Source organism: Natrinema salinisoli (assembly GCF_020405205.1).
Taxonomy (GTDB): domain Archaea; phylum Halobacteriota; class Halobacteria; order Halobacteriales; family Natrialbaceae; genus Natrinema; species Natrinema salinisoli.
The window spans coordinates 1,246,322-1,265,425 of sequence record NZ_CP084469.1; the positions used below are offsets into that span (position 1 = coordinate 1,246,322).

Sequence of the window (19,104 nt, forward strand, 5' to 3'; positions counted from 1 at the left end):
TCCCTCATTGCTCGAGTTCGTCATAAACGTCGGTGATAGTATTGCTCCAGTCTCGATCCGGGCGATCCGTCGACAGCGAGTTCTCGAGTCGCGATGCGGCGCGACCTGCTCCAGCGACCTGCGGTTTGATTAGCCGCGCCTCCCCATAGCGGTGTATGTCATCAACCGACATACGGGAACTGACGACGGAGAGCGAGCGTCGAGAGGCGTTTCCAGTCCTCGTCCAGCTCCGCGATCACCTCGACGCCGAGTCCTATCTCGCCTTGTTCGAGGAGATGCGCGAGGAGGGGTATCGAATGTTCGCGCGCTACGTCGACGACGAACCGGTCGCGGTCGCCGGCGTGAAGATCGCGACGAACTTCTACCTCGGCCGGCACGTCTACGTCTACGACCTCGTGACTGACGAGGACCACCGGTCGGAGGGGTACGGTCAACAGCTCCTCGAGTTCGTTCACGACTGGGCTGCGGAGAACGACTGCGAGGCGGTCGAACTCGAGTCGGGGCAGTGGCGCGAGGACGCCCACCGGTTTTACACGGAGAAGATGGGCTACGAGGAGTACTGTACGTCGTTCGTTCATCATCTGGCGTAAGGAGCCGTTCGCCCGGCGAGCGGGAACCACACGTCTCAGCGGTCGCCCACCGGCGGCGCCGGATCAGCGGGACTGCGAGCGGTCGGCCGCCGCGGGAGACTCGGGAGCCACGCTCGAGAGGAGGAGTCCGAGTACGGTCAGCGCGGTCGCGTAGGCGAAGGCGGCCAGGTAGCCGCCGGTCCAGTCGATGAGTGCGCCGGTAATCAGGGGTGCCGAAAACGCCCCCGAAATGCCCGCCGACGTGACGAACGCGAGCGCAGTGCCCGAGATATTCGTCTCGACGACCTCCTGGACGTAGCTGTAGACGACGCCGAACGTGAGCTGGATGACGAAGCCGGCGGCGACCAGCGCCGCGACGATGACGGCGAGACGCCGCGTCCACCCGATGAGGACGACCAGCGGCACCGAGACGAGAAACGACGCCTGGAGCAGGGGAACGCGGCGCTGGCCCAGAAGGCGATCCGAAATGAGGCCGCCGCCGGCCCGGGACAGCACGCCCATCGCCGGGAACGCTGCGGTCAACAACCCACTGAGGCCCGCCGAGAGGGCGAACTCGTTCCCGAGATACGTGGGCATCCAGCTGTTCATGAACAGGTAGTACGAGTAGGCGGCGAACGCCATCGCGGAGCCGTACCACACGACTCGATGGCCCAGCACCGACGTGAAATTCGACCGCATCGACGCGGTGTTCGTCACGGGATCGACCTCGATGCGGCGGACCGACAGGGAGATCACGCCGATCACGAGGCCAGCGACGACGCTCATCACGAGGAAATTCGCGGGCCAGCCGGCTCGCGCCGTGACGATCGGTCCGAAGAGCTGCCCGAGCGCGAATCCGGCCGGGGCGCTCGTGACGTAGAACCCGATCGCGGTCCCTCGATTGGCACCGGACACGGCGCCCCCGATGAGGTTCGTCGACGCCGTCCAGATCACGCCCACCGCGACGCCCGCTAGCAGCCGCGACGCCAGCAAGGGGTAGAACGTTCCTCGACGGCCGGCCCACCAACTCCAGATCCCCGCCGCGATGAGCACCGCGGTTCCGACGACGATCATTCGATACTCCCCCAATCTGTCGATCCAGACGCCGAGCGCGAAATTCGTGAGCGCCCAGGTCCCCGGTACCGCGCTCACCAGCCAGACCGCCACGGCCGGCGTCACCGCGAGATCGTCGGCGACCTGCGAGAGGACGCTCGCGGGTGCCATCACGTAGTAGTGAGCCGCTGCGGTCAGCAGCCACGTTCCGAGGAGACAGCCGACGAACGCTCGTTCGGCGATCAGTACCCGACCGGCGGCTCCCAACCGACTCTCCGTCACGCCCATATCGGGACATCAAATTCAGGGGTGATAAAGATTCGAATTTCTTCGGCGCGGGGACGATTCGCCGGTCCCTCGAGACGATGCGTCTCAGCCGACGATATCCGCGAACCGCTGTAACTGCTCGCGCTGGTCGGTCGCCGTGAACCGCGTGACGAATCTCTCCACGCCGGCGTCGGCGTAGCGCTCGAGGTGTGCCGCGACGACCGACGGCGGGCCGAACGCCCCGCGCCCCCGGATATCGTCGTCGCTCAGCTCGCCCCAGGAGGGGTAGTACCGATCGAGGAAGTCCCGCGCCTGCTCGATCGCCTCGGCTTCGGTCTCCGCGATCACCACGTCCTGGTAGTAGGCGGCGTCGAAGCCGGTGGCGTCGCGGCCGGCGTCGTCGACGATCTCGCGCGCCCGGTCGAGGCCGCCCTCGTACATCTCGGGCGACATCCCGATCGGGAGCCAGCCGTCGCCGCGGTCGGCGATGCGGTCCCGTATCTGCCGCGGGAAGCCGTCCCGGGGGTCGAACGTCGCCGATGCGATGTAGACCGGCGGGGACCCCCCGGACGGCCGGATTCCGATGTCGGCGTCGGTGAGGTCGAAGAACTCGCCGTCCGCGGAGACGGGCTCGTCGCCCCAGAGTCCCTCGAGAATCTCGAGCCCCTCGTCGAGCAGCGCCCCCCGCCGCTCGTAGGGAACGTCGAGCTGCTCGTGTTCGGTCTCGACCCCGCCGCCGACGCCGACACCGACGCCGAGAGCGAGGCGGCCGCCGCTGACCTGATCGACCGTCGCGGTCTGGTGGGCGACGTGGACCGGATGCCGGAGCTGGGGAAGGTAGACGCCCGTGCCGAGGGTGACAGACTCCGTCGCGCCCGCGACCCCAGCTAGCGTCGAAAGGGGTTCGAGCCGGGGCTTCGCCAGCACGCTGTCGCCGGCCCAGACGCCGTCGAAACCAAGCGATTCGGCCCGGCGGGCGAGGCCGATCACTTCCGACTGGACGCGGGCGGTCTGCTCGAGGGAGTCGTCGGCGGACAGGACGACGCCGCGGGTCGGCAGGACGAATCCGTGTGACACCATACCACTCGTTTTCGACGCATCGCCGTAACCCTTTGCGCTCGAGTGGCGTATCTCCGCGATGCAAACGCATTTGCGACTCGTTCGATATGTGATACCGTACCGATGGCACCAACGATCACGCGCATCGAGTCGATCGAGTTCGGCTACGACCTCCCGGAAGTCGGCTACGCCCCGAACGGGTTCAGCATCGTCTACGACCCCGACGCGACGACTGAACGGAAACTGTTCGCCCTGCGAGTACACACCGACGAGGGCACCACCGGCGAGTACGTCGGCGGCAACTCCCCCGGCGCCGCCCAGCTCAACATGATCGCGGACTACCTGATCGGGAAGAACCCCCTCGAGCGCGAGCGCCACTGGAGCGCCTTCAAGCGCGCGCTGCGCAAGTACGACTGGATGGGGATGGGGCCGATCGACATCGCGCTCTGGGACTTCGCCGGCAAGTATCGCCGCGCGCCGATCCACGAACTGCTCGGCAGCTACCGCGACTCCTTCCCCGCCTACGCCTCGACGTACCAGGGCGACCGGAACGGCGGCCTCGACTCGCCCGATGCGTACGCCGACTTCGCCGAGGACTGTCTCGAGATGGGGTATCAGGGCTTCAAGATCCACGACTGGGGCGGCGACTGGACGGACCCCGAGGAGACGGCCGAGGTCGTTCGCGAGGTCGGCCGCCGCGTCGGTGACGAGATGGACCTCATGCTCGACCCCGCCTGTAACCCGGCCACCTTCGCCGACGCGCTGAAGATCGGGAAGGCCTGCGACGAGGCCGACTTCCTCTGGTACGAGGATCCCTACCGCGACGGCGGCGTCTCCCAGCACTCCCACCGGAAGCTCCGCGAGATGCTCGACACGCCCATCCTGCAGACGGAGCACGTTCGCGGGCTCGAGCCCCACACGGACTTCGTGGCGATGGAATCGACCGATTTCGTCCGGGCAGATCCCGAATACGACGGCGGAATCACCGGCGCGATGAAGATCGCCCACATGGCGGAAGGGTTCGGGCTCGACGTGGAGTACCACGCGCCGGGGCCGGCCCAACGCCACTGCCTCGCCGCGACGCGCAACAGCAACTACTACGAAGTGGCGCTCGTCCACCCGATCTGTCCGAACACCCAGCCGCCGGTGTACGCGGACGACTACTCGGACATGCTGGACACCGTCGACGCGGACGGCCGCGTGCAGGTGCCGGACGGACCGGGACTCGGGGTCGAGTACGACTGGGACGAGATCGAGGCCCGCGAGATCGGGCGGCGAGTGTACGAGTGATCGACGATGCCCGAAGACATTCGATACGAGACGGCCGGCGGTATCGCGACGATAACGATCGATCGACCGGACGTCCACAACGCGTTTCGCCGGGAAACGATCCTCGAGCTCAACGAGGCGCTGCGCGAGGCCGCCGGGGACGACGGCGTCTACGTCGTCGTCCTGACCGGCGCAGAGGGCGGCTTCTGTGCGGGGGCTGACGTCACGGAGATGCCCGACTGGAGCGAGGAGATGACCGAAGAGGAGTACGCGGGCTACCTCTGGGCGGTCCAGAACGTCGTTCGACAGCTCCGCGGCATGGAGAAGCCGTCGATCGCCGCAGTCGGCGGCCCGGCGGTCGGTGCGGGCTGTGACTTCGCGCTGGCATGTGACCTGCGCGTTATCGGCCCCGACGGGTTCCTCCGCGAGGGGTTCGTCCGCGTCGGCCTCGTCCCCGGCGACGGCGGCTCGTGGCTCCTCCCCCGGCTCATCGGCGAGGCGAAGGCCAAGGAGTACCTCCTCACCGGCAACGACATCACGCCGGAGGACGCCGTCGACCTCGGCCTCGCGGTCGACGTCGCCGACGACCCCGTCGAACGCGCGTCCGAATTGGCAGATGACCTCCTCGAGCTCCCCGCGCTGGCCGTTCGTCGGACCAACGCGCTCGTCGATCCGGAGCAATCGTTCGAGGAGTACTGCGAGCGAGCGATCGCGTACCAGTGGGAGTGCGTCAACGACCCCGAACACGCGGAAGCGATCGCGGCGTTCGGTGAGGGCCGCGAACCCGAGTTCGATCGCGACTATTCCTGACTCGCCTCAGGCGAGATCCCGCAGTCCCTCCTGTTTCAGGCTCGCCGCGATCTGATTCTTCTGAACCTCGTCGGTCCCGGCGGCGAGTCGACGCCCCCGCGCGAGCCGGTAGAGGTACTCGAGGGGGTGGCCCCGCTGGTAGCCGTTCGCGCCGTGGACCTGCAAGGCCTCGCTGACGACGCGCTCGACCATCTCGCTGGCCTGGAGTTTGGCCATCGACGCGTCGCGACGATCAGGAATCCGTCCCCGCTCGTGAGCCCGCGCCGCCGCCTGATGGGTGAGCGCCCGCGAGGCCTCGAGGTCGGTCGCGGCGTCGGCCAGCTTCCACTCAATCCCCTGAAACTCCCCGATCGGCTGGTCGAACTGCTCGCGCTGGTCAGCGTAGTCGAGGGCCTTCTCGAGCGCACAACTGGCATAGGTGTTCGCGAGCGTCGCGCTTCCCAGGCGCTCCCAGTTGAGCGCTCGGAGCTGGTTCCTGAACCCGTCCGGGCCGCGGGTGACGACGTTTTCCTCGGGCACGGTCACGTCCTCCATCACGAAGTGGGTCTGGTGGTGGCCCGCCATGTTCTCGTAGTGCTGTTGGATCTCGACGCCGTCCCAGTCGAACTCGACGATGACCGAGCCCAGCCCCTCGGGGAACTTCGTCCAGACGAGTACCGCGCTCGAGTGTTCGACGTTGCTCACCCACGTCTTCTCGCCGTCGAGCACCAGTTTCGAATCCGCCTCCTCGATCCGCGTCCCCATCGACCCGACGTCGGAGCCGGCCTCCGGCTCGGAGATGCCGATCGCGATACTGTCCTCGCCGGCGAGGACCGGCGGCAGGTATCGTTCTTTGGCGTCGTCGGTGCCGAACAGTTCGATGGCGCGCGGCGCGACGAGCGTCTGATTGTAGAGGAACTCCGCGGTATCGGGACAGACGCGGCCGACGGCCTCGATAGCGAGGATGGCGTCGAGTTCAGTCATCCCACCGCCGCCGAACTCCTCGTCGAAGTTGACGCCGAGAAAACCCCGATCGGCCAGCAGTCGCACGTTCTCCCACGGCGGTTCGCCGTCCCAGTCGAACGCCCGCTCGGCGAACTCGCGGTCCGCGATGTCTTCCAGCGACGAGACGAGCAGCTCCTGCTCGGGGCTGAGCGAGATCATGCGTCATGATATCGCGGCGTCCGATATCAATGTACGGACCTGGACCCGCTGCCGCGACGGAGCGACTCGCGTGCCGATACCGCCTCGAAGTGCCTCAACACCAATTCTTATGTGCGAATTTCGCCATTCATTCCGTAGTTCAGCACAGCTATGAGCAAACTCACGTCCATGCACGACGCCGTCAGCGACGGCGTCTCCGACGGTGATAGCGTCTATCTCGCGGGGTTCACACACCTCATCCCGTTCGCGGCGGGACACGAGATCATCAGACAGGAGAAACGCGACCTCGAGCTGATCAGGGCCACGCCGGACCTGGTCTACGATCAGCTGATCGCCGCCGGCTGTGCGCGAAAAGCGACGTTCTCGTGGGCCGGCAACCCGGGCGTGGGGAGTTTGCCGGCGTTCCGCCGGGCGGCCGAGGACGGGATTCCGACCGAACTCGAACTCGAGGAGTACACGCACTTCGGGCTGATTGCCGCCCTCGACGCGGGCGCGTCCAACTTGCCCTTCGCCCCGCTGCGGGGATTCATCGGTTCGGACCTGCCCGAGCACAACGACAATATCGCTCGCGTGGAGAGTCCGTTCGACGACGACTACGTCTACGCCGTGGCTCCGATCGAGCCGGATGTAGCGGTTATCCGGGCCCAGCGGGCCGACGAGTCCGGTAACGCACACCTCTGGGGGATCCAGGGCGAAGTGAAGATCGCCGGGCTGGCCGCCGACACGGTAATCCTCTCGGTGGAAGAGCTCTGCTCCGAGGAAACGATTCGCAGCGATCCGAACCGGACGGTCATCACGAGCGACGACGTCGATCACGTCGTCCACGACCCCTACGGATCGCATCCGTCGTACGCGCAGGGCTACTACGGGCGGGACAACGAGGCGTACATCGAGTGGGCCGAGATCGCGAGCGACGTCGACCGCGTCGAGGCGTGGCTCGACGAGTGGGTCTACGGCGTCGAGAACCGACGGGAGTACGTCGAAAAGCTCGGCGTCGACAGGCTGCTCGACCTGCAGCCGGATCGCTCGTACGCGACGCCCGTCGACATGGGGGCGTACCGATGATCGATCCACCGTGGAGCGGACGAACGACCGCAGTCCGCTCGAGCGCTCGCGAGAACGGCAGCGCCGACCGATCGAACGAATCCACGGAGGCAATCCAATGAACTACACGAAGAGCGAACTGATGGTGGTCGCGGCCGCGAGGGAACTCGAGAACGACGATTCGGTCCTCGTCGGGATTGGCAAACCGAACCTGGCGTGTAACGTCGCCAAACGAACGCACGCGCCGGATCTGCAGATGGTCTACGAGTCGGGGACGATCGGCTCGAACCCGTCGTCGCCGCCGCTCTCGATCGGCGATCCGGTGCTCGCGTCCGGGGCGGTCTCGATCGAACCGATGCGGAACAATTTCAATTACCAGCTGCAGGCCGGCCGTCTCGACGTCGGCTTCCTCGGCGGCGCACAGATCGACAAGAACGGCAACATCAACTCGACGGTTATCGGCGACTACGACGATCCGGACGTTCGACTGCCGGGCAGCGGCGGGGCCTGCGAGATCGCGTGCCACGTCGGCCGCACGCTGATGATCACGCCGCACTCGGCGCGGCGGTTCCCCGAGGAGGTGGACTTCATCACGAGTCCGGGCTACGTCGACGGCCGTGAGGGTCGGAAGAAGCTCGGCCTCTCCGGCGGTCCAGAGGCGGTCATCACCGACCTCGCCGTCTGCCGATTCGACGAGCGCGGGGAGATGTACGTCGCCGCGCTTCACCCGAACGCGACGCGCGAGGAGGTGCAGGCCGAGACCGGGTGGGAGATCGAGTTCGCCGACGATCTAGAGACGACGCCGGAGCCGAAAGAAGAGGAACTCAGGCTGATCCGCGAGGATCTCGATCCGGACGAGATGTACACCGACCAGGCCGAGTGAGCGCGAGCTTACGTTTCGCGAGGGAGCGGCGACCCGCTTGGCGTCTCGTTACGGGCGAAGCGTGATCTTGATCCCCTCGCGCTGTCGGGTCGCTTCGAAGGCCTCCTCGTAGTCTTCGAGGGGGAACGACGGGCCGAGCGCCGGCGAGAGGTCGGTATCGGCCGCGATCGCGATCGCGCGTCGCCAGCTCGAGTCCCGACGCCCGTAGACCGTCGTGATCGAGACGCCGCGCCGAACGAGACGAGTGAGGTCGACGGGCACCGTCTCCGCGCCGTGGAAGATGCCGATCTGAACGAGTTCGCCGCCCCGGCGGGTCGAGGACGCGGCGAGCGAGAATGCGTCCGGGTGGCCGGCCGCCTCGATGAAGACGTCGACGTCTTCCTCGAGTCCGTCTTCGACGTCGTCGGTGACGACCGTCCGGGTCGCGCCGAGTTGTCGGGCGAGCGGGAGCCGGTCCCCGCGGTCCGCGTCGGTCCCGGCGACGGTGATCGAACTCGCCCCGCCCGCGACTGCGGCGACGAGCGCGCCGATTCCGACCGGTCCGGGGCCGGTGATCGCGACGCTGTCGCCGGGCTCGAAGCCGGATCGCTCGATCCCGTGGACGGCGAGTCCGAGGAGCTCGAGGAAGACCCCTTCGTCCGCGCTCAGCGAGCCGATCGGGTACATCGTCTCGCGGGGGACGACGGCGTACTCCGCGAGCGCGCCGTCGAGTTCGGTATCGAGCCCGAGGATGCGCCGGTCCGGACAGATCGCGAACGAGCCCGACCGGCAGCACCGACAGTGGCCGCAGCCGACGATGGGTTCCACCGCGACGCGCTCGCCCGTCGCGACGCCGTCTACGTCGGGCCCGGTCGCATCGACTGTGCCGGCGAACTCGTGACCGAACAACTGGGGTAACGCGTCGGCGTAGTGGCGTTTGCTTTCGTGCCAGTCGTAGATCAGCGCCTCCGCACCGCCGTCGATCCCGACCGACTCGACGCGAATTCGGACCTCCCCAGGTCCCGGTTCGGGGACGGGAACCGACTCGAGGTCCATTCCGGGTTCGGGCGACGTCTTCACGAGCGCAGTCATTCGGTCCGTCGCGTTCGATGTCACGTCCGGGGCGACGCGGCCGACGGACATATAGCTCACGCGGAGCACCGTCGATGGAAGAGAATCGGCCCGGTTAGCAGCCGGCCGTCACAGTCCCGTAACGATAGCGTACGCGGCAGTGAACAGCGCGAACCACAGCAGCGTCCGGAAGAACAGTTTGCTGTAGATGTCCTTCCCGGGCATCAGTTCGTGGAACCGCCGCTCGGCGTCGAGGAGCTGGCCGACGGGACCCGGTCGTTCGTCACTCATACCAATACTCTCGATCGGTCACGCCTCGAGCGTTTCGATGAGTTCGACGACGTAGCCTTCGGGGTCGGCCACGAACGCGATCCGGACTCCCTTGTCCTCGAGGGTTCGCGGTTCGTCGACGATCTCGCCGTCGTAGCGGTCGACGAGCTCGTCGACGGTCCCGTCCACGTCGTCGACGCCGACGGCGAGGTGATCGATCCCGGCCGGTTCAGGGTTCCGCTCGGTGTCGTCGTGTTTGAACTGGATTTCCGCGTCGCTCTCCCCGCCGATGTACGTGTTCGTCACGCCGTCGAGATCGAACTCGCGGGTGCGCTCGAGTCCGAGCCCGTCGCAGTAAAACGACAGTTGTGCCTCGATGTCGTCGACCCAGACGGCCGTGTGCAGAACGTCCATGCTACGTATCACCAATGATCGAGATAAAAACGTACCGTTGCTGCCCGGGGACTCGAGCGAGCCCGCCGACGGTCGGCGGGCTATCGTTGTGATACGGACCGTGCCGGCGTTCGAGTAACTGCTGCCACGATACGGAACGAGCTGGATCGCTCGAGTGCGGTCACTTTCTCCTAAAGCTTTACACTGCCACCCGACACACACTCCCTCTATGAAGGTCAATGAGGCGATTATCGACTGTCTAACCGAGAACGAGATCGGCACCCTGTTCGGTATTCCCGGCAAGCAGTCGCTGCCGCTGAACGAGTCGATCAGCGAGCGCGACGACATCCGGTTCGTCATGGCTCGCCACGAGACCGCCGTCTCCCACCAGGCGTGGGGGTACGCGGAAACGAGCGGCGAAATGGCGGGGACGGTCGTCATCCCCGGGCCTGGCGATATGAACGCGATGAACGGGCTGAAGAACGCGCTGAACGACTGTACGCCGCTCGTCCACATCGCCGTCGAGACCGAACCGGAGATCCGCGGCGGCGACGGGATTCACGAAACGCCCCCGGACACCTACGACAACGTCGTCAAGGAGAACATCACCGTCGAGACGCCACAGAGCACCGTCGCGGAACTCCAGCGGGCGATCGACGCCGCACGGACCGCCCCGAAAGGTCCCGTACGGGTCGGGATTCCGAAGAACTTCCTCAAGATGGACGTCTCGCTCGCCGAACGGGGCGACGTCGAGCCCCAGTCGTTCAGCGGCGTTCCCGAGGGGAAAGTCGACGCCGCGGCGGACCTCCTCGCGGACGCGTCGAACCCGATCATCGTCGCCGGCGGCGGCGTTCGAGCGGGCGAGGCGAGCGACGAACTGAAAGCGGTCGCCGAGCGGCTCGAGGCACCGGTCGTCCTCACGTACAAGGGGAAGGCGGTCTTCCCCGACGATCACGAGCTCGCGGGAGGCGTGCTCTGTGGCGGCACCGGAACGGCCGTCAAGGAGCTGATCGCGGACGCTGACGCCGCGCTCGGGGTCGGCACCGACTTCGACGCGGTCTCCATGCACGGCTGGTCGATCGAGATTCCCGAGGACCTGGTCCACGTCACCCTGGGCGCGGACGACATCGGGACCGGCTACGATCCGGCGGTGGGAATCGTCGCCGACGCGGCCCGGACGCTCGAGGCACTCGACGACGCGCTGGCGAGCCGATCGATCGCCAGCGGAAACGGCGTCGAGCGCGCTCGCGAAACGCGGGACGCGGTCGACGATCGCCTCGAGGAGTTGCGTGCGGTAACGGAGGCCCCGTTGACGTCGGTCAAGGCGCTGGACGCGATCCGAGAGGGGACGCCGCGCGATGCGGTCGTCGCCGTCGACGCGGGCGGGTTCCGCCTCTGGACGCTACTGATGTTTCCGGCGTACGATCCTCGGGATTACGTCAATCCGGGCTCGTGGGCGACGATGGGATCGGGACTGCCCTCCGCGATCGGAGCGAAGCTGGCGAACCCCGACCAGGACGTCGTGGCACTCACCGGTGACGGCGGACTGCTGATGTGTCTCCACGAGCTGCACACGCTGGCCGACGAGGAGATCGACGTGACGGTCGTCGTTCTCAACAACAGCGACTACGCGATCATCAGCGAGGAGGCCGGCCGGAGCTACCGGATGGACGAAGGCGAGTACGGCTGGGACGAGACGCCGGTATCGTACACGACCGTCGCCGAGGGGCTCGGCCTCGACGTCGAACGAGCGGAAACGCCCGACGAAGTCGAAGCGACCGTCGCCGATGCGATCGCGAGCGACGGGCCGACCCTCGTGGAGATCCCGACCGACCCCTACGAACCGCAGTCAGGCGTCTGGATGAACGAGTGAGTCTCCCCTCCGAAGCGGAGTGGGATTCGGCACGAACTCCCTACCCGGCGAGTAGTCGATAGCAGAATCGAACTGCCGTGTCGGTCACTCGCGGTCGGCGACGCTCCCCTCGTACGTCTCGCGGATCCGTTCGCCGGTTTCGATGAGCGTCGTCATGTCCTTGCCCGCGATCAGGAAATCGAACCCCCGCTCGACGCGGTCCGCGACGTCCCCTTCGCGGACGGTGAGCGTGCCGACGGGCACGTCTGCGCTCGCGCCGGCGTCGATGACGCTGGCCATGGCGTCATCCAACTCGGGGGCGTCCCACTCGGCGAAGACCCCGAGCGCCGCCGAGAGGTCGGCCGGACCGACGAACAGCGCATCGATGCCGTCGGTTTCCGCGATGTCGCCCGCGTGGTCGACGCCGGTCGGCGTCTCGATCTGCGCGATCGTGAGTAGCGATCGGTGCCCTTCCTCGACGTACTCCACGAAATCCTGGCCGTAGCCGGCCGCACGCCCCGACGCGACGCCGCGGTCGCCGTCCGGCGGGTACCTCGTCGCGCGGACCAGCTCCTCGGCGGCGTCCGGTGTGTCTATCATCGGGACCATGAGTCCGTCGACGCCGATATCGAGGACTCGCTTGATCCGAACCGGGTCGTTCCAGGCCGGCCGAACGATCACGGCGAGGTCGCCGGGTGCAGCCGCCGCCGCTCGCGTCAACTCCGCGACGGTCTCGAGGCTCAACTCGCTATGTTCGGTGTCGACGAGGACGAAGTCGAACCCCGCCCTCGCCGCCGCTTCCACGACGGCCGGATGGCCGATCGAGATCCACGTCCCGAGCGCGTCGCCGTCGCGGAACCGGGCCCGGAAGTCGCGGTCGCTCGAGCGGTCCGTCATCGCCGCTCCCCCGTTTCGGCTCCTCGACCGCCCGGTACCGTCGTACTCGGTCGGTAAGGCAGTAATCGCCGACTGGCAATCCGATCGCTCTGGTGTGCAACTGACTCCATGGCTCCGCGGTTCCGAGGGGAGTAGCAAAAAGTTGTGGGTCGGAGTGACACGCGGCGGTCGAATTCGACGCGTGCTCCGTGACGGGCCGACAGATTGTGGTGTGAATACACGTCACGTATGTTAGTAGTTCCCGAAGACATTTCTCGCCCGATGACATCCAGCGTGGTATGAAGCCGCTAGACGATCTCACCGTCGTCGACCTCACGCAGTCAGTCGCCGGTCCCGTCAGTACGCAACTGCTCGCCGAGATGGGCGCGACCGTTCTGAAGGTCGAACCGCCGTCCGGCGACAACTTCCGAAACCTCATGAACGGCAATATCTTCGTCCCGTTCAATCACGGCAAACAGAGCCTCTGCGTCGACATGAAAACCGATGACGGACACGCGGTCGTCACCGAACTCGCCGACGAAGCCGACGTGATCGTCGAGAGCTTTCGACCCGGCGTCCTCGAGCAGTACGACCTGGATTACGAGTCGGTCACGGAACGCAACGAGGACGTCGTCTACTGTTCGCTGTCGGGCTTCGGCCGAACCGGCCCCTATCAGTCGTATCCCGGCTACGATCCGTGTATTCAGGCGATCTCCGGGTTGATGGCGATCAACGGCTACGCCGACCGGCCGCCGGCCCGCATCCGAGCGAGCCTCATCGATTGCGGGACGGGTGCGAACGCCGCGTTCGCGATCCTCGCCGCCGTCCGCAACCGCGACCGGGGCGGCGACGGTACACACATCGACATCTCGCTGTTCGACGTGGCGATCTCGTGGATGTCCTACTGGATCACGAACTACGACCAGACGGGCGAACTGCCCGAGCGCGCCGGCGGAAAGGGCATTGGCAGCGCGCCCAACGGCGTCTTCCCGACGGGCGACGGCCACATCTACGTCGCGACCCTCTCGGAGGGGATGTACGAGCGCCTCTGTACGGTCCTCGACCGACAGGATCTGCTCGAGGACGACCGGTTCGAAACGATCGACGATCGTATAGATCACCGCGAGACCCTTCGCGACGAACTGATCCCGGAATTCGAGGCGTACACATCGACGGAACTCGAGGGGAAACTCCTCGATGCGGGAATTCCGGCGGGGGCGGTCCGGACCGTCGCAGATCTCGTCGACGACAACGAACACGTCGACGCGCGATCGATGCTCGTCGACACCTACAATCCCGAAGTCGACGAGGACGTCGTCACGGCGGGACTTCCGTTCCGGTTCAGTACCGGTATCCACGACGGCGGGTTCTCCTCGCGACCGCCGAAGAAGGGCGAACACACCGAGACCATCCTCGAGGCCCTGTCGTACTCGGCGAGCGAAATCGAGCGACTGCACGAAACCGGCGCGGTCATCTCGAGTTCGTAGGCCGCTGGCGGTTGGCGCCTCAGCGCTCTGGGATCCGGAACGCCAGAACGATCATCCCGCCCGCCAGGAGGGCCAGGAGTACGAAGACCTCGTCGAAGAACCCGCGGTCGGCCGCAGCACCGAACAGCGCCGGACTCGTCGCGCCGATCGTAAAGGCGACGGATCGCAGCACGCCGAACCCCGTTCCGCGCACGTCTTCGGGCAGAGAGCGGAGCAACGACGGCTCGACGACCGTCGCGAACCCGAGCAGCGTGCTCACGAGCGCCGTTACGGCGACGAGGCTCCAGAGGCCGCTTGCGAAGGGGAGCGCGATGAGGCCGATGGTCGGGCCGGTCGCGACGATCGTCAAGGAGCGCCGGATGCCGAATCGATCGTACGCCGCGCCGGCGAGCGGTTTGATGAGTATTCCGAGCGCGAAGAACGCCCCGAACAGGAGGCTCGCGACGGTCGTCGAGAGCTCTTTCTCGTCGACGAGATACGTCGGGTAGAAGCTCGTGAACGCCTGCCAGACGAGGAGACCGAGAACGAGCACTGCCGTCGCGTACACGACGGACGGCTTGCGGAACTCCGTGCCGAGCGTTCGGAGCGTATCGACGCCAAATCCCTCGTCTTCGTCGGACGAGTCCGGAGGGTGCGTCGGGACGATCATCCAGAGAGCGACGGCGGAGAGGAGGAACAGCGGCACCGCGAAGCCGAATCCGTACTGCCAGAGGGTGATCGCCGCGATCACGCTGGCGATCGGCGGGAGGACCGACTGCCCGGCGTCCTGCGACGCGGCCGTCACGCCGTTGGCAGCGCCGAGCCGGTCGGAGTACAGCCGCGGGAGCACGGTATACCGGCCGACCGCGTACAGCGCGGTGCCGAATCCGAACAGCGCCGTCGCGGCGAAGAGGACGATCGAGGAGCGGGCGGTGACGACGAGCGTCAGCGTGATCGCGGAGATCACCGCGCTCGCCGAGAGTGTGATCCGCTCTCCGAAGCGATCCGCGAGAATCCCGCCCGGAAATTGGCCCAGCGCGTACGCGAGGAACAGCGTCGTCAACAAGAGGCCGGCAGTCGTCAGGTCGAGTCCGTAGGCGGACCGCAGATACGGGAGCATCACCGGGTAGATCATCCGGACGCCGATCGAGAGGAACCAGCCGCCGGCGACCGCAGTGAGTACCTTTCCGCGTCCCCCGCTCCAGAGATCGACCGCGCCGCTCTTGGCCGCGGAAAGCCGCTCCGAGGGAGTCGTTTCCACGAGAAATCGATACCGTGGTAGCGATGATAAGGATTCTGTTCTATCGAAACGACGCGTCGATCGGTCGGGCGCTCGATCAGCCGCGAAGACGGTCGCTCGGTTCACCAAGCGGCCGGTCGTCGGTCCGCCACGCGAGGCCCCCTCGATAACGCCGTGTGACCGGTCGTACCCTCCGCTTCGGACTCCCCCGTCCGAAAGTTGAAGCGGTCACCCCTCATGTGATACGTGATGACATTCGAACTCGAGCGGCTCGGTGTTCAGCAGTCCGTCGACGCGATCTTTCCCCCGGCAGAACTCGTCGGCTACCTCTCCGATCTCCAGATCGAGGTGTCGGTCGTAGACGAAGCCGGAATCGCGGACTGTGATGCGGTCGTCACGCGCAACTACTTCGAATCCTTGCTCGACGTCGAATGGATCCACTCGACGCAGGCGGGCATCGATCGATTCCCGCTCGAGGCCCTCGCTGACGAGGGCGTCGCGCTCACCAACAGCACCGGCATTCACGGGCGGACGATCGGCGAGACCGTCGCGGGCTATCTGCTGGCGTTCGCTCGTCGGCTCCACGATCAGATCGCCAGCGCGACGGAACGGCGCTGGGAGCGTCCCGCGTGGGACGACGCGTTCACGCTGCCCGGCACCACGGCCTGTATCGTCGGCACGGGAACGCTCGGTCGCGGCGTCGCCGACATCGTGGGGGCGCTCGGCGTCGAGCCGGTCGGCGTCAGGCGGTCCGACGATTCTCTCCCCGAATTCGATCGAATGTACGCCGTCGACGACCTCCACGAGGCGATCGCCGACGCGGCGTTCGTGATCGTCACCGTTCCGTTGACCGACGCGACGCGCGGCCTCTTCGACGCGGCGGCATTCGATGCCATGCGCGACGACGCCTACTTCGTCAACGTCGCTCGCGGTGCGGTCGTCGACGAACCGTCACTCGTCGAAACCCTGGCGGCCGGCGACATCGCCGGTGCCGCACTCGACGTCTTCGAAACCGAACCGTTGCCCGAGGACTCCCCACTGTGGACCATGGACGACGTGATCGTCACGCCGCACGCGGCCGCCTACACCCGCGACTACTACCGCGACGTGGGCGACATCGTCCGCGAGAACGTCGGTCGCCTCGAGCGCGGGGAGGCGCTGTCGAATCAGGTGGTTTGACCCGATCAGACGATCAATATCGGATGCTGGCGGACCGATCGGTCGATATCGGAAGGCGACGTCCCGATCAGCCGGTTCGGCCTCGCTCGAGGACGAATTTTCACTCGCTCGAGCTGGCGAGCCGATCGAACCCGGTGGCGGGGGAAACGTTTAGCTGGTATGGTGGATACTACCAGGCATGGATTTCGAGCTGTCGGACGAACAGCGGCTGATCCGGTCACAGGTACGAGAGCTCTGTGACGAGTTCGGCGACGAGTACTGGCGCGAGTGCGATCTGAACCACGAGTACCCGGCCGAGTTCTTCGAGGCCTTCGCCGCCGACGGCTGGTGTGGCATCACGATCCCCGAGGAGTACGGTGGCCAGGGATACGGCGTTCAGGAGGCGTCGCTGGTCCAGCAGGAGATCGCGCGGTCGGGGGCGGGGATGGCGGGCACCTCGATCACCGCCCATCACACGTTCAGTACGGAACCGCTCGTGGCGTTCGCGGACGACGACCACAAGGAGCGGTACCTCCCGAAGATCGCCGAAGGGTCGGTGCAGGTCTGTACGGGCGTGACCGAACCCAACGCGGGGACGGACACCTCCCGAATCGAGACGACCGCCCGACGTGAGGGCGATGAGTACGCCGTCAACGGGCAGAAGATCTGGACGTCGAAGGCGCAGGAGGCGGATGTGATCATGCTGCTCGTTCGAACCGAGGCCCGAGAGGGAAGCGACCGGTTCGGCGGTCTCACGCTCTTCTTTACCGACTTCGATCGGGACGCGGATGGCGTCGACGTCGCGGAGATCCCGAAAGCGGGGCGGGGGGCATCGGACTCGAACGAGGTGTGGTTCGACGACTTCCGCATCCCTGCGGAGGACCGAATCGGCGAGGAGGGCGACGGGTTCCGCTATCTCCTCCGATTCGCGAACACCGAACGGATCGCGCTCGCCTCGAACGCCGTCGGCGTCGGACAGGCGGCGATCGAGAAAGCGGCCGCCTACGCCGACGATCGGGTCGTCTTCGACAACCCGATCGGCTCCTATCAGGCCGTCCAACATCCGCTCGCGGATTCGTGGGCGAAACTCGAGCAGGACGAACTGATGGTCCGCAAAGCGGCGTGGCTGTACGATACCGACCGCGATTGCGGTGCCGAGGCGAACGCGGTCAAGCTTCGCGCGAGCGAGGACGCACTCGAGGCGTGTGAGCGTGCGGTCCGGGCTCACGGGGGGATGGGATACGCGAGCGAGTACGACGTCGAGCGCTACTGGCGGGAGACCATGATCAACGTCATCGCACCGATCTCCAACGAAATGGTGAAGAACTACATCGCCGAACACGTTCTCGGGCTGCCGAAGTCGTACTGATCATCGGCTTCGCTGCGTAATCGTTCTCACCGCGGTCGCTTTCGCTGTCGAAAGGAGGGTCAGTTTGCCGGAAAATTCACACTCATTGTATCCAATCGAGAGGATACATCCATGTTCAGGTCGATGCGCGAGGCACGATGAGATGGGAGTACAGGCACACGGTCCTCACGCTCTGTACGTTCGCGTTCTTCGCGACGATGGTCGCTCGGCTCGCTGTTAGTCCGGTCGTGCCCGCCATCACCGACGACTTTCGGATCGGGAACACCGTCATCGGGATCGCACTCACGGGAATGTGGATGGCCTACGCGCTGATGCAGTTTCCGAGCGGGATCCTCGCCGACCGATTCGGCGAGCGATCGATTGTCCTGATCTCCGTCGGCGGAACGACTGTGATGAGCCTCCTCCTCGCAGTGTCGCCGTTCTACGCGCTGTTCGTGCTCGCTCTGATCGTCCTCGGCGGTGTCGCCGGACTTCACTACAGCGCGGCGACGACGCTTCTGGACCGGACCTACGAGAATCTCGGGTTCGCCATCGGCGTTCACACGATCGGCTCGTCCGCCGCGGGACTGATCGCACCGGTCGCCGTCGCGTGGATCAGCGTCCGGTACGGCTGGCGCCCTGCCGTCGCGTTCGGCGCGGTGATCGCTGCGCCGATTTTTCTGTTGTTCCTCTGGCGTGTCCGCCCGATCGAGCCACACCGCCCAGATCAGCCCCTCCGGGAGCGGTTGGAACTCCGGGAGGTCACGGCGATTCTCGGGAAGCCCGAGATCGCGTTCACCGTCGTCATCGCCTCGGTCGGTGCGTTCGTCTGGCAGGGAACGGCCTCGTTCCTGCCGACGTTTCTCGTCGAACACCGCGGCCAATCGCCGACGACTGCCGGCGTCGTCTTCTCCGCATACTTCGTCGTGCAGTCGATCGTCAAACCCGGTATCGGCGCGATGTCGGATCGGTTCGGCCGTGACGTGACGACCTTCGGCTGCATGGTCGCCAGCGTCGGGGGGCTCGCCCTGTTCGTTGCCGTTCCCGGGGTCGTCGGCATCGTCGGCGGCGTCGTGCTGATCGCAAACGGATTGAGCTGGGCAGTCGCCGTGGAGCCTCGCTTCATGGACAACATGACCGACCAGGAGCGGGGTGCCGGCTTTGGACTCGTTCGGACGACGTATTTGTCGGTCGCTTCGCTGGGCTCGGTCGCAGTCGGATTCTTCGCCGACACCTACGGCTGGGCGGCGTCGTTCGGCATGTTGATGCTCTTGCTGTCGTTCGTCGCCGTCTTGCTCGCCGTCAACTGGGCGTTCGATCTCGGGTACTGACCGTCTCTCCTATCGATCCGCAC

The 19,104-nt window shown here is 66.2% G+C and carries 18 protein-coding genes; 10 read left to right on the forward strand and 8 right to left on the reverse strand.

Going from position 1 to position 19,104, the window contains the following annotated elements; all coding sequences use genetic code 11:
• The first annotated feature begins 155 nt into the window (after positions 1–155).
• The gene (locus tag LDB05_RS06155; RefSeq protein WP_226007048.1) at positions 156–590 is read left to right on the forward strand and encodes a GNAT family N-acetyltransferase; all 435 of its coding nucleotides are present in this window, start codon (positions 156–158) and stop codon (positions 588–590) included.
• A gap of 63 nt (positions 591–653) precedes the next feature.
• Here the strand turns inward: LDB05_RS06155 and LDB05_RS06160 are convergent, their stop codons facing one another.
• Positions 654–1,910, reverse strand: a complete 1,257-nt coding sequence (locus tag LDB05_RS06160) for an MFS transporter (protein WP_226007049.1) — start codon at positions 1,908–1,910, stop codon at positions 654–656.
• Positions 1,911–1,994: 84 nt separating this feature from the next.
• A complete protein-coding gene (locus tag LDB05_RS06165; protein ID WP_226007050.1) occupies positions 1,995–2,969 on the reverse strand; it encodes an LLM class flavin-dependent oxidoreductase in 975 nt (324 codons plus the stop codon).
• 102 nt (positions 2,970–3,071) lie between these two features.
• Between LDB05_RS06165 and LDB05_RS06170 the strand changes: the two genes are divergently transcribed.
• On the forward strand, positions 3,072–4,238 hold the full coding sequence (locus LDB05_RS06170) for an enolase C-terminal domain-like protein (protein ID WP_226007051.1): 1,167 nt from the start codon (positions 3,072–3,074) through the stop codon (positions 4,236–4,238).
• 6 nt (positions 4,239–4,244) lie between these two features.
• Positions 4,245–5,027, forward strand: coding sequence for an enoyl-CoA hydratase/isomerase family protein (locus tag LDB05_RS06175; RefSeq protein ID WP_226007052.1), 783 nt, complete (start codon positions 4,245–4,247; stop codon positions 5,025–5,027).
• Between the two features lie 6 nt (positions 5,028–5,033).
• Here the strand turns inward: LDB05_RS06175 and LDB05_RS06180 are convergent, their stop codons facing one another.
• Positions 5,034–6,170: an acyl-CoA dehydrogenase family protein gene (locus LDB05_RS06180; RefSeq protein WP_226007053.1), complete on the reverse strand. Its 1,137-nt coding sequence runs from the start codon at positions 6,168–6,170 to the stop codon at positions 5,034–5,036.
• A 150-nt stretch (positions 6,171–6,320) separates the two neighbouring features.
• Here LDB05_RS06180 and LDB05_RS06185 point away from each other — a divergent pair, with 150 nt between their 5' ends.
• Both LDB05_RS06185 and LDB05_RS06190 read left to right on the forward strand, forming a co-directional pair.
• Complete coding sequence (locus LDB05_RS06185; RefSeq protein ID WP_226007054.1) at positions 6,321–7,235, forward strand: CoA transferase subunit A; 915 nt, start codon at positions 6,321–6,323, stop codon at positions 7,233–7,235.
• A gap of 97 nt (positions 7,236–7,332) precedes the next feature.
• Positions 7,333–8,097 (forward strand): CoA-transferase subunit beta, encoded by a 765-nt coding sequence (locus tag LDB05_RS06190; protein ID WP_226007055.1) that lies wholly within the window; start codon positions 7,333–7,335, stop codon positions 8,095–8,097.
• A gap of 48 nt (positions 8,098–8,145) precedes the next feature.
• Here the strand turns inward: LDB05_RS06190 and LDB05_RS06195 are convergent, their stop codons facing one another.
• From LDB05_RS06195 to LDB05_RS06205, 3 genes are read right to left on the reverse strand one after another with little or no spacing between them, the layout of a single operon-like run.
• The gene (locus LDB05_RS06195) at positions 8,146–9,219 is read right to left on the reverse strand and encodes a zinc-dependent alcohol dehydrogenase (protein WP_226007875.1); all 1,074 of its coding nucleotides are present in this window, start codon (positions 9,217–9,219) and stop codon (positions 8,146–8,148) included.
• A 57-nt stretch (positions 9,220–9,276) separates the two neighbouring features.
• Positions 9,277–9,438, reverse strand: coding sequence for a hypothetical protein (locus tag LDB05_RS06200; protein WP_226007056.1), 162 nt, complete (start codon positions 9,436–9,438; stop codon positions 9,277–9,279).
• An 18-nt stretch (positions 9,439–9,456) separates the two neighbouring features.
• Positions 9,457–9,831, reverse strand: coding sequence for a VOC family protein (locus LDB05_RS06205; protein ID WP_226007057.1), 375 nt, complete (start codon positions 9,829–9,831; stop codon positions 9,457–9,459).
• A gap of 208 nt (positions 9,832–10,039) precedes the next feature.
• On the opposite strand from LDB05_RS06205, the gene LDB05_RS06210 reads away from it, so the two are divergent.
• Complete coding sequence (locus tag LDB05_RS06210; RefSeq protein ID WP_226007058.1) at positions 10,040–11,683, forward strand: thiamine pyrophosphate-binding protein; 1,644 nt, start codon at positions 10,040–10,042, stop codon at positions 11,681–11,683.
• Between the two features lie 84 nt (positions 11,684–11,767).
• On the opposite strand, the gene LDB05_RS06215 is transcribed toward LDB05_RS06210, so the two are convergent.
• A complete protein-coding gene (locus LDB05_RS06215; protein WP_226007059.1) occupies positions 11,768–12,559 on the reverse strand; it encodes an HpcH/HpaI aldolase family protein in 792 nt (263 codons plus the stop codon).
• A gap of 278 nt (positions 12,560–12,837) precedes the next feature.
• On the opposite strand from LDB05_RS06215, the gene LDB05_RS06220 reads away from it, so the two are divergent.
• A complete protein-coding gene (locus LDB05_RS06220; protein WP_226007060.1) occupies positions 12,838–14,025 on the forward strand; it encodes a CaiB/BaiF CoA transferase family protein in 1,188 nt (395 codons plus the stop codon).
• Positions 14,026–14,044: 19 nt separating this feature from the next.
• On the opposite strand, the gene LDB05_RS06225 is transcribed toward LDB05_RS06220, so the two are convergent.
• Positions 14,045–15,265 (reverse strand): MFS transporter, encoded by a 1,221-nt coding sequence (locus tag LDB05_RS06225; RefSeq protein WP_226007061.1) that lies wholly within the window; start codon positions 15,263–15,265, stop codon positions 14,045–14,047.
• 228 nt (positions 15,266–15,493) lie between these two features.
• Between LDB05_RS06225 and ddh the strand changes: the two genes are divergently transcribed.
• From ddh to LDB05_RS06240, 3 genes are all read left to right on the forward strand, one after another.
• Positions 15,494–16,423, forward strand: a complete 930-nt coding sequence (gene ddh, locus LDB05_RS06230; protein WP_226007062.1) for a D-2-hydroxyacid dehydrogenase — start codon at positions 15,494–15,496, stop codon at positions 16,421–16,423.
• 178 nt (positions 16,424–16,601) lie between these two features.
• Positions 16,602–17,771, forward strand: coding sequence for an acyl-CoA dehydrogenase family protein (locus tag LDB05_RS06235; RefSeq protein WP_226007063.1), 1,170 nt, complete (start codon positions 16,602–16,604; stop codon positions 17,769–17,771).
• Positions 17,772–17,908: 137 nt separating this feature from the next.
• Positions 17,909–19,081 (forward strand): MFS transporter, encoded by a 1,173-nt coding sequence (locus LDB05_RS06240; RefSeq protein WP_226007064.1) that lies wholly within the window; start codon positions 17,909–17,911, stop codon positions 19,079–19,081.
• Positions 19,082–19,104 lie beyond the last annotated feature (23 nt).

What these genes read in the sequence shown, in the direction of transcription:
- LDB05_RS06155 (WP_226007048.1), top strand. Translation starts at nt 156, where the DNA reads ATGTCATCAACCGACATACGGGAACTGACGACGGAGAGCGAGCGTCGA.
- LDB05_RS06160 (WP_226007049.1), bottom strand. Translation starts at nt 1,910, where the DNA reads ATGGGCGTGACGGAGAGTCGGTTGGGAGCCGCCGGTCGGGTACTGATC.
- LDB05_RS06165 (WP_226007050.1), bottom strand. Translation starts at nt 2,969, where the DNA reads ATGGTGTCACACGGATTCGTCCTGCCGACCCGCGGCGTCGTCCTGTCC.
- LDB05_RS06170 (WP_226007051.1), top strand. Translation starts at nt 3,072, where the DNA reads ATGGCACCAACGATCACGCGCATCGAGTCGATCGAGTTCGGCTACGAC.
- LDB05_RS06175 (WP_226007052.1), top strand. Translation starts at nt 4,245, where the DNA reads ATGCCCGAAGACATTCGATACGAGACGGCCGGCGGTATCGCGACGATA.
- LDB05_RS06180 (WP_226007053.1), bottom strand. Translation starts at nt 6,170, where the DNA reads ATGATCTCGCTCAGCCCCGAGCAGGAGCTGCTCGTCTCGTCGCTGGAA.
- LDB05_RS06185 (WP_226007054.1), top strand. Translation starts at nt 6,321, where the DNA reads ATGAGCAAACTCACGTCCATGCACGACGCCGTCAGCGACGGCGTCTCC.
- LDB05_RS06190 (WP_226007055.1), top strand. Translation starts at nt 7,333, where the DNA reads ATGAACTACACGAAGAGCGAACTGATGGTGGTCGCGGCCGCGAGGGAA.
- LDB05_RS06195 (WP_226007875.1), bottom strand. Translation starts at nt 9,219, where the DNA reads ATGTCCGTCGGCCGCGTCGCCCCGGACGTGACATCGAACGCGACGGAC.
- LDB05_RS06200 (WP_226007056.1), bottom strand. Translation starts at nt 9,438, where the DNA reads ATGAGTGACGAACGACCGGGTCCCGTCGGCCAGCTCCTCGACGCCGAG.
- LDB05_RS06205 (WP_226007057.1), bottom strand. Translation starts at nt 9,831, where the DNA reads ATGGACGTTCTGCACACGGCCGTCTGGGTCGACGACATCGAGGCACAA.
- LDB05_RS06210 (WP_226007058.1), top strand. Translation starts at nt 10,040, where the DNA reads ATGAAGGTCAATGAGGCGATTATCGACTGTCTAACCGAGAACGAGATC.
- LDB05_RS06215 (WP_226007059.1), bottom strand. Translation starts at nt 12,559, where the DNA reads ATGACGGACCGCTCGAGCGACCGCGACTTCCGGGCCCGGTTCCGCGAC.
- LDB05_RS06220 (WP_226007060.1), top strand. Translation starts at nt 12,838, where the DNA reads ATGAAGCCGCTAGACGATCTCACCGTCGTCGACCTCACGCAGTCAGTC.
- ddh (WP_226007062.1), top strand. Translation starts at nt 15,494, where the DNA reads ATGACATTCGAACTCGAGCGGCTCGGTGTTCAGCAGTCCGTCGACGCG.
- LDB05_RS06235 (WP_226007063.1), top strand. Translation starts at nt 16,602, where the DNA reads ATGGATTTCGAGCTGTCGGACGAACAGCGGCTGATCCGGTCACAGGTA.
- LDB05_RS06240 (WP_226007064.1), top strand. Translation starts at nt 17,909, where the DNA reads ATGAGATGGGAGTACAGGCACACGGTCCTCACGCTCTGTACGTTCGCG.